Annotated in this window: 7 protein-coding genes and 1 pseudogene; 4 read left to right on the top strand and 4 right to left on the bottom strand. The window is 72.1% G+C overall.

The features are described 5' to 3' along the window. Positions 1-420 precede the first annotated feature (420 nt). Positions 421-573 carry a hypothetical protein gene (locus tag MXD58_RS13280; RefSeq protein WP_248836976.1) on the top strand — a complete coding sequence of 51 codons (153 nt, stop codon included), beginning with the start codon at positions 421-423 and terminating at the stop codon, positions 571-573. 88 nt (positions 574-661) lie between these two features. Here MXD58_RS13280 and MXD58_RS13275 read toward each other — a convergent pair whose 3' ends face one another. The 3 genes from MXD58_RS13275 to MXD58_RS13265 form a co-directional block, all read right to left on the bottom strand. Then, positions 662-3,085: a phosphoketolase family protein gene (locus MXD58_RS13275; RefSeq protein WP_248836977.1), complete on the bottom strand. Its 2,424-nt coding sequence runs from the start codon at positions 3,083-3,085 to the stop codon at positions 662-664. 94 nt (positions 3,086-3,179) lie between these two features. Next, on the bottom strand, positions 3,180-3,782 hold the full coding sequence (locus MXD58_RS13270) for a CBS domain-containing protein (RefSeq protein ID WP_248836979.1): 603 nt from the start codon (positions 3,780-3,782) through the stop codon (positions 3,180-3,182). Further along, positions 3,782-4,144 carry a DUF7455 domain-containing protein gene (locus MXD58_RS13265; protein WP_248836980.1) on the bottom strand — a complete coding sequence of 121 codons (363 nt, stop codon included), beginning with the start codon at positions 4,142-4,144 and terminating at the stop codon, positions 3,782-3,784. Before MXD58_RS13265 ends, MXD58_RS13270 begins: the two co-directional genes overlap by 1 nt. Positions 4,145-4,412: 268 nt before the next feature. On the opposite strand from MXD58_RS13265, the gene MXD58_RS13260 reads away from it, so the two are divergent. Together MXD58_RS13260 and MXD58_RS13255 are read left to right on the top strand one after the other, a co-directional pair. Further along, on the top strand, positions 4,413-5,978 hold the full coding sequence (locus MXD58_RS13260; protein WP_248836981.1) for a bifunctional aminoglycoside phosphotransferase/ATP-binding protein: 1,566 nt from the start codon (positions 4,413-4,415) through the stop codon (positions 5,976-5,978). 92 nt (positions 5,979-6,070) lie between these two features. Then, the gene (locus tag MXD58_RS13255; RefSeq protein WP_374616063.1) at positions 6,071-7,876 is read left to right on the top strand and encodes a sensor histidine kinase; all 1,806 of its coding nucleotides are present in this window, start codon (positions 6,071-6,073) and stop codon (positions 7,874-7,876) included. A 43-nt stretch (positions 7,877-7,919) separates the two neighbouring features. Here the strand turns inward: MXD58_RS13255 and MXD58_RS13250 are convergent, their stop codons facing one another. Further along, the gene (locus MXD58_RS13250) at positions 7,920-8,570 is read right to left on the bottom strand and encodes a response regulator (protein ID WP_284678297.1); all 651 of its coding nucleotides are present in this window, start codon (positions 8,568-8,570) and stop codon (positions 7,920-7,922) included. 250 nt (positions 8,571-8,820) lie between these two features. Between MXD58_RS13250 and MXD58_RS13245 the strand changes: the two are divergent. Then, positions 8,821-9,148: pseudogene (locus MXD58_RS13245) on the top strand (Acg family FMN-binding oxidoreductase); the annotation flags it as partial.

The following is a 9,148-nucleotide window of genomic DNA, read 5'->3' as shown; positions in this document are numbered from 1 at the left end:
GACCTGGCCGGCGCCCGGGCGCCCAGCGGGTCGGCGCTGGCCCGGCGGGCGGGGCGGACGTGGGCCGGCCGCGTGCAGGCCGTCCTCGGGGTACCGCGTCAGGGTCATGCCGGTGACGATGGCCGGGAATCCTGGGAGTTCCCTGTGAGGAACCTCAGAGCTCGCCGGGACTTCGAGCCGGCCGGGGCGGGCGGCCACCGGCCGTACCGTTCGCCGGCGGATCAGGTACGGCCGACCTTTTCAGCGCCGCAGCGGCTCGGGAATTTCCACTGGTAGTTCTTCACGAGGGATCCGGCGACTTTTCCGGCGCGGCGGGCGAAGGCTGCGGGGTATTGTGTGAATCTCGGCGGACGGAGGTTTGTGGTGACGAGCACGACACATTCGACCGAAAAGCACCCGCGCGTTCCCCCGCACCGACCGGTGGCAGTTGGTCACCGCCGGGGATCACTGCGCATCGACACCTACGAACTCGGCGGCCATCAGGTCTGGGTGGCCACCGACGACGTCGGCGTGGTCGCGCTCGCCGGCAACCGCAAGGAACTCGACGACGTCCTCGCCCTGACCGGGGGGTAGCGGACCGGGGGGCAGCGGACCGGGGAGTATCGGAAGGAGCGCGGCCCGGAACTCGCTGTGGGCCGCGCTCCAACGGGTCCGTTGCCGGTCAGTCAGCGGCGACGTCGCCGGTCCAGACCCAGTCGCGGATCTCCGGCAGGTCCTCCAGGTGCTCGCGCACGTAGTCGTGGTGCCTGGCCAGCTGTGACTCGCAGTGCGTGACCAGCCGGTCGGTACCGGGTCGGGTGGTGCGGGCGAACTCCACCGCCAGGCGAGCCAGGTGATAACGGCTGACATTATTGCGCACGACCATGTCGAACGGGGTCGTGGTGGTGCCCTGCTCCATGAATCCGCGAACATGGAAACGCTGCGGATTCGTCCGGCCGTGCAGCAGCTGGTGCACCGCCCGGCTGTAGCCGTGGAAGCCGACGACGACATCCGTCGAATCCGTGAAAAGTGCGCGGAACATCGGGTTGGAAAAGCCGTGCGGATGCAGGTCCGCACGCAGCAACGCCATCAGATCGATGATGTTCACGACCCGGACGGCGAGGCTCGGCACGAACCGGCGCAGCAGCTCGGCGGCAGCCAGGATCTCCATCGTGGGCACGTCCCCGATGCCGGCCAGCACGACATCGGGCTCGCGACCGTCCTGGAACTCGGTGCCCGCCCAGTCCCACACCGAGCCGCCGCGGGCGGCGTGTTCGGCCGCCTCGTCCGCCGTCAGGTACTGCAGGTGCGGCTGCTTGTCGGCGACGAGCAGGTTCACGTGGTCGCGGCTGCGCAGGCAGTGGTCGGCGACGCTGAGCAGGCTGTTCGCGTCCGGCGGCAGCCACACCCGCACGACCTGCCCGGACAGGGAGACGGCGGTGTCGATGAGCCCGGGCCCCTGGTGGGAGAAGCCGTTGTGGTCGTTGCGCCAGCAGGTGCTGGTCAGCAGCACGTTCAGACTGGGCACGGGCGCCCGCCAGGCCAGCCGCGCGCTTTCCTGCAGCCACTTGGTGTGCTGGATCAGCATCGAGGCCGAGACCATCGCGAACGCCTCGTAGGTCGCGAACAGCCCGTGCCGGCCGGTGAGCGTGTACGCCTCCAGCCAGCCCTCGCAGAGATGTTCGGAGAGCACCTCCATGACCCGCCCGGACGGGGAGACCCGGTCGTCGAGCGGGTCGATCGGCGCGACCATACAGCGGTCGGTGACCTCCAGGATCGCGCCGAGGCGGTTGCTGGCGAGCTCGTCGGGGCTGAACACCCGGAAGGTCGTCGGGTTCGCCCGGTAGACCTCGCGCAGCAGCTCCCCGAGCGCCCGGGTGGTCTCATACGGGTCGGCGCCGCGGCGCGCCGGATCGATGGCGAGCGCGTGGTCACGCCAGTCGGGCAGCGTCAGCGCCACGGTGCGCAGCCCGCCGTTGGCGTAGCTGGTCGCGCCGAGGCGGCGGTCCCCGCGCGGCGCGAGCGCGGCGAGTTCGCCGACGAGGCGCCCGGCATCGTCGAAGAGCTCCTCCGGCCGGTAGGACCGCAGCCACGCCTCGAGCTGGGCGAGATGGGCGGGGTTGTCCCGCACCCCGGATAGCGGCACCTGGTGGGCGCGGAACGTGCCCTCCATCCGCACGCCGTCGACCTCCCGCGGACCGGTCCAGCCCTTCGGGGTGCGCAGCACGATCGCCGGCCAGCGCGGCGTGTCGCGCACGATCGCGCCGGGCGCGCGGGCCTCGGCCTGGATCCGCCGGATCGACCGGTACGCCTTCGCCAGCGCCGCGGCGAAGTCCCGGTGCACGGCCCGGACGTCGTCGCCCTCGACCCAGAGGACCTCGTAGCCGTGGCCGGCGAGCAGGGTGCTGACCTGCTCGCGGGAACGCCGACCGAGCACCGTCGGGTTCGCGATCTTGTACTGGTTGAGGTTGAGGATGGGCAGGACGGCGCCGTCATGTACCGGGTTGAGGAAGGTGATGCCCTTCCAGCTGCCCTCCAGCGGCCCGGTCTCGGCCTCGCCGTCGCCGACGACGGCGGCGACCAGCAGGTCGGGGTGGTCGAAGGCGGCGCCGAAGGCGTGCGCGAGCGCGTAGCCGAGCTCTCCGCCCTCGTGGATGGACCCCGGGGTCGGTGCGCTGACATGGCTCGGGATCCCGCCCGGCGTGGAGAACTGGGTGACCAGCCGGACCAGGCCGGCGGTGTCCGCGCTGACCTGTGGGTAGATCTCCGAGTAGGTGCCCTCGAGGTAGGTGTTCGCGACGAGGGCCGGCCCGCCGTGACCCGGCCCCGCCACATAGAGCACCTCCTGACCGGTCCGTGCGATCAGCCGGTTCAGATGGGCGTAGACCAGGTTGAGCGCAGGTGAGGTGCCCCAGTGGCCGAGTAGCCGGGGCTTGATGTGTTCGGCCCTCAACGGCTCGCGCAGCAGCGGGTTCGCCCGCAGGTAGATCTGGGCGACGGTCAGGTAGTTCGCGGCGTTCCAGTAGGCGATCACCTGGTCACGTTCCGGGCCGTCCAGCTCGGTCAGCGGGCTGTCCCGCTCGGCGAACGCGGAGTGTGCGGTCATGAGGTCCCTCACGATGTGTCATGCCGACGGTTGGAGTGTCCTGGAGCTGATCCTCTGGCGCCGTGTCGATGCCTGCGCTGCCGCACGCCCGTGCCTACGGAGTCAACGCGGCCGTGCGTACCGCGAGGACCCCGGGGATAGCCCGGATCAGAGCGCGGAGCAGGTCGGGGACGGCGGCCGCGGGCCCGGCCAGGACGACCTCTCCCTCGGTCACCTCCACCGTCGGTGTCACGTTGGCATACCAGTCGGCGAGGACCTGCCGGACGTCGGCGGCGATGTCGCTGTCTGGCCTGGTGAGCAGTCGCACCAGATCACGGCGGCTCACCAGGCCGACGAGCCGGTTGCGGTCGTCGAGGATCGGCACCCGGGTGAGCTGCGCGGAGAGCATGATCCGCGCGACGTCGGCCAGGTCCGCGTCGGCTCTGGCAGCGACCGCCGGAGTCGACATGATCTCTCCCACCGTCTGCGGCGCGTTCGGCGCGACCGCCAGGTCCCGGCGGGCGTGCAGGCGCGGGTCCGGGGCTGAGCCGGCCCGGACCAGATCCGCCTCGGTGATCATTCCTACCAGTGCGCCGTCGGCGTCCACCACGGGAAGCCCCCGGATGTCCCGCCGCATCAGCAGCGCCGCCGCGTCCCGCAGCGAGACCTCCGGTGTCACCACGCACACGTTCCCCGTCATCACGGCATCGGCGCGCATCACGATCCTCCCTCGTCCGGCTCGCTGCCCGTTCCCGACCCGCGCGCAGCGGCCGCGAACGTTACCTCGGGATCACTCAGGGGCAGTCCCGCACCGTCATACACCGCGGCGCCGAGGTCCCGCAGCCGGCGGGCGCCGGCCCGTAGATGGTGGGCGCACAGAAAGATCTCCTGCTCCGGCCCGGGGCCGTCGACCCGCAGGACGACCCGCGCGACCGGCTGGGCCGGGCAGCAGCAGGCCCGCACCGCCGCCCCGATCGGCGGCGCGCAGGCGACCCGGGCCTGCCTGGCGGGATCCGGCGGACCGGTCACGTCCTGAGGACGGGATTCGGAGTGGACGCGCCAGGCGCCGAGGAGGCTCATGGGTACAACACTGATCCTCCGCGCTACGCGGAACGACGGTCGTAGGTCCCCCTCCGGACCGACGAACGGCCCTGCCCGTGACGACGATCGGCGCTTCGTCCCCTGCTGGCGACGGCCGCACGCGGCAGGCAAGGGCAACCGCTGCCCGGCGCAATCCGCAAGGTGACGAACGTCCTGTCGCCGGGGATCGTTGGGCGCCCGCGGCCCGGTCGGCGGTGGACTGTTCCGGCTGTGCCCAGCGGGGAAGACTGAACACATGATCACGCGCTTGGCCACGGGAGGGGGTCCCGCCGCCCCGGGTCGGGCCGCGCTGGTGGAGACCCATACCGCCACCCTGATCTTCCTCGGTGACCGGGTGTACAAGGTGAAAAAGCCGGTCGACCTGGGTTTCCTGGACTTCCGGACGGTCGAGGCCCGCCGTCGGGCGTGCGAGGCGGAGGTGGCGCTCAACCGGCGGCTCGCACCGGACGTCTACCTGGGCACCGCCGAGGTGACCGGGCCCGATGGGCGCTGCTGCGACCACATGGTAGTGATGCGCCGGCTGCCGCCCGAGCGCCGGCTGGCGGCGCTGGTCACCGCGGGCGGCGAGGTGGCCGGGCCGGTGCGGGACACGGCGCGGCTGCTCGCGTCGTTCCACTCCCGATGCGGCACCTCCGCGGAGATCACCGAGCTGGGTGGGGTGGCGACACAGCGCCGGCTGTGGGCTGACAGCCTGGCCGCCGTGACCCCGTATGTGGGAGAGGTGCTGCCGCCGACAAGCGTGGCCGAGATCGAACATCTGGCCCTGCGTTACCTCGACGGCCGCGACGCGCTGCTGCGGGAGCGCCAACGGTCGGGCCTGGTCCGGGACGGCCACGGCGACCTGCTCGCCGATGACATCTTCTGCCTCGACGACGGTCCACGGGTCCTCGACTGCCTGGAGTTCGATCCGCAGCTGCGGGCCGGAGACGTGCTCGCCGACGCCGCGTTCCTGGCCATGGACCTGCAGCGGCTCGGACGGGCGGACCTCGCCGAGCTTTTCCTCTCCTCCTACCGCGAGTTCTCCGGTGAGCACCATCCTCGGTCGCTGGAGGACCTCTACGTCTCCTACCGGGCGTTCGTGCGGTGCAAGGTGGCGTGCGTCCGCGTCGGGCAGGGCGACGCCGCGTCAGCCGGCGAGGCCCGGGCGCTGGCCGCCCTGGCCCTGGCCAGGCTCCGACGTGGCCGGGTGCGGTTGGTTCTCGTCGGCGGCCTGCCGGCGTCGGGAAAGTCGACTCTGGCCGCCGGGCTCGCCGACGCCGAGGGCTGGACGGTGCTGCGCTCCGATGTGATCCGTAAGGAACTCGCGGGTCTGGCCCCGCGTGCGTGCGCCGTGGCCGAACCCGGCCGCGGTCTCTACCGCCCCGAGATGACCGAGGCGGTCTACGACGAGATGATCCGCCGGGCGGGCGTCGCCCTCGACCGAGGCGAGTCGGTGATCATGGATGCCTCCTGGACGCGGCGGGCCCATCGCCATCGCGCGGCCCGGCTGGCCGCCGCGGCCGCGGCCGACCTGATCGAGCTGCGGTGCGCGGTGTCAGCGGACATCGCGCGCTCACGGATCATCGCCCGGCGGGGGCCACACCCGCAGGCCGCCGGGTCCGGGTGCACGGACGGGACGGGCACCAGCGGCACGCCGGCGCCCGCCCAGGGGCCCGTGCGCACCCTCGGAGCCGACGACGGCGTCTCCGATGCCACCATCGACGTACTCGAGGACCTGACCGGCCGCTGCGACCCCTGGCCGGAGGCCACGACGATCTTCACCACCGGTCCGTCGGCCCAGACTCTGCACGTCGCCCGCCGGGCCACCTCGTGAGCCGGTTCCAAGAACCCCGTTGATGACATCCCGGCTGCGAGCGCCGGTATCCTCTTGCTGGCCGTCACGACCGACGCAGGCATGAGGTGCCGGTGAGCGAGCGCAGCAGTGAAACCCTCCGCGCTGATGGTGCCCGCGCCACCGGACCGGAGGGCGGGCCCGGCCCGGACACCCGCCCGGGCAGCCCAGGCCCAGGCCCCGAGGCCGGCCTGACCTTCCCCGCGGTGGCCCGACTCGAACTCGACGAACTGCTCTCCCAGCTGGTCGAGCGGGCCCAGGACGTGCTGTCGACGCAGGGCCGGCTCAGGGGCCTGCTCGGTGCCACCCGAATGATCACCACGGACCTGCGGCTGCCCGTGCTGCTGCGGCTCATCGTGGAAGCGGCCTGCGAGCTGCTCAACGCCCGGTACGGCGCGGTAGGGGTGATCGCGCCGGACCGCACGCTCGAAGAGTTCATCCACGTCGGCATGGAGCCGGACGCTCAGGAGCGCATCGGCCATCTCCCCGCCGGGCACGGCCTGCTCGGAGCTCTGATCAACGATCCCCGGCCGCGGCGCGTCGAGAACATCGCCCGGGATCCGGACGCGATCGGCTTCCCGCCCGGGCATCCGTCGATGCGGACGTTCCTCGGGGTGCCGATCCTGGTGCGGGGCGAGGTGTTCGGCAACCTCTACCTGACCGACCGCCGCGACGGCGGGCCCTTCACCGCCGAGGACGAGGAGCTGGTCCTGGCTCTGGCCGCGCAGGCCGGCGTGGCGATCGAGAACGCCCGGCTGTTCCAGGAGTCCCAGCAGCGGCATCAGTGGATGAGCACCACCGCCGAGCTGACCCGCATGCTCGCGACCGGGACGGACGAACCGCTGGAGATCATCGCTGGCCGCCTGCGCGCGGCGGCGACGGCGCAGTACGCCGCGGTCGTCATCGCGGAGCAGCAGGACGGAGGTGGTCTCGGCCGGGTCGCGGTGGCGCTCGGTACGGACACACCCGTCCCAGCCGAGGCACGCCTCGACCTCGATGCCAGCCTCGTCGGCCGCGCGCTCGCGGAACTGCGGCCGATCCTGGTGGACAACCCCCAGCTGGACGTGACCGCCCTGGAGCGAACCGAGCACACGGCCAGCCTGCTCGTGCTCCCGTTGACCGGTGACCGGACCTCGCCGGCCGACCTGACCGCGGTGGTGCTGCTCGGCCGCGACCGTGGCGAGCCAGCCTTCACCGAATTCGACCTGGAGATGGCGGCGACGTGCGCCGGGCACGTGGCCGTCGGCCTGGAGCTGGCCCGGGCCAGGTCCGAACGGGAGCGCCTGCTCGTGGCCGAGGACCGCGGTCGTATCGCCCGGGACCTGCACGACCACGTCATTCAGAGGATCTTCGCGGTGGCCCTGGGCCTGCAGGACCTGGCCCAGTACGAGAGCCCGACCAACGCCGATCGGCTCGGCGGTTACGTCGAGGACATCGACGCGACCATCAAGGACATCCGCCGGACCATCTTCGAGCTACGGCCCAGCCCGGTCGCCGCCGCCGGCCGGGTCCGCGAGGTCATCGGCAAGATCGTGCGGGATGCCCGGCCCGGCCTCGGCTTCACCCCGACGGTGCGCTTCACGGGCCCGGTCGACGCGGTCGTCGACGGCGCTCTCGCCGATCATCTCTGCGCTGTCGTCCGGGAGGCGCTGTCCAACGTCGCCCGCCATGCCCGCGCAGGCTCCGCCGAGGTCACGGTGCGCATCGCCGACGAAGAACTGATCGTCGAGGTCGCGGATGACGGCGTCGGACTCGGCGCGTCGAAGCGGCGCAGTGGAGTGGCCAACCTGCGGACCCGTGCGGAGTCGCTCGGTGGGACGTTCACCCTCGTCTCGGCGCCGGGTGGCGGCACCCGGCTGCGCTGGGCAGTGCCCCTTTGATCACCGGACCGCGCGGGACCGCCGAGACCGTCGCGCTCCCGGCCTACGAGGTGTGTTCGCCGCCGAGGTGTTTGTAGGCGATGACGGCGGCCTGGGTGCGGCTGGACAGGCCGAGCTTGTCAAGAATGCTCGACACGTAGTTCTTCACCGTCTTCTCCGACAGGTGGACCCGTCCGGCGATCTGCCGGTTCGTCAGCCCCTCGGCGATCAGGCCGAGGACCTCCCGTTCCCGCGGGTTCAGCGGCGCCAGCACCGGATCCTCCGCCGGCCCCTCCCGCAGTCGGCTCAGCACGCGGCTGGTCACCGACGGCGAGAGCAGTGACTCCCCGCGAGCCACCGACCGGATCGCGCCGACCAGGTCGTTACCCCGGATCTCCTTCAGCACGTACCCGGCGGCCCCGGCCATGATCGCGGCGAACAGCGCCTCGTCATCGTCGTAGGAGGTGAGGATCAGGCAGGCGATCTCCGGAAACTGCGAACGGACCTCGCGGCACACGTCGATCCCACTGCCGTCGGGCAGCCGACCATCGAGCACCGCCACCGTCGGCCGCAGCGCCGCGATGCGCCGCAGCGCCTCCGCCGCGAGCCCCGCCTCGCCGACGACCTCGATGTCCTCGTGCCGCTCGAGAGTCTGCCGCAGGCCGTTCCGGACGATCTCGTGATCGTCCAGGATGAACACCCTGATCATCGCCATGTCGCAGACACTAACGCGCCATGGGCCACGCGGGCAGGATCATCCCGAGTCTCGCCTGGGCCTCGCTGGGCTCCGCGTGACGCGGTTCGGGACTTTGGCCCCCCATTCCCGGTCCGTCCGGCCCGGGTCACCGCGACGCCCGCCCAGTGTCAGACACTGACTGCGTCCGACAGACTTCCTGGAGTCATCCACAGGGGGAGGACTGACTATGACGGCCACCCATCCGACGGGAGCGGTGATGACGCGTCCCATGACGACAGCGGAGGTCCGGCGGGTCGTCGCGGCCGCCGCACGCGCGCCGTCCGTGCACAACACCCAGCCGTGGCTGTTCGACTGGGACGGGCGCCACCTCGACCTGCACGCGGACTGGAGCCGGCAGGTTCCGGTGCTCGATCCCGCCGGGCGGCAGCTCACGATGTCCTGCGGCGCGGCGCTCGCGCTGGCGATCGTCGGGCTGGGCGCCCATGGCCGGGACCCGCGGCTGTCGCTGCCCGGGGACGGGCGCGGGTCCGGCCCGCTGGCCCGCCTGGACACGCTGCCCCCCCTCGCCGCCGGCGAGGTCGAACGCGCCCGGGAAC

The sequence above is a fragment of the Frankia sp. AgKG'84/4 genome, from assembly GCF_023242965.2.
Classification (GTDB): Bacteria; Actinomycetota; Actinomycetes; order Frankiales; family Frankiaceae; genus Frankia.
The sequence above is the reverse complement of the archived record's forward strand: the minus strand, read 5'-3'. Positions and strand labels throughout refer to the sequence as shown.

What these genes read in the sequence shown, in the direction of transcription:
- MXD58_RS13275 (WP_248836977.1), bottom strand. Translation starts at nt 3,085, where the DNA reads ATGACCGCACACTCCGCGTTCGCCGAGCGGGACAGCCCGCTGACCGAG.
- MXD58_RS13270 (WP_248836979.1), bottom strand. Translation starts at nt 3,782, where the DNA reads ATGCGCGCCGATGCCGTGATGACGGGGAACGTGTGCGTGGTGACACCG.
- MXD58_RS13265 (WP_248836980.1), bottom strand. Translation starts at nt 4,144, where the DNA reads ATGAGCCTCCTCGGCGCCTGGCGCGTCCACTCCGAATCCCGTCCTCAG.
- MXD58_RS13250 (WP_284678297.1), bottom strand. Translation starts at nt 8,570, where the DNA reads ATGGCGATGATCAGGGTGTTCATCCTGGACGATCACGAGATCGTCCGG.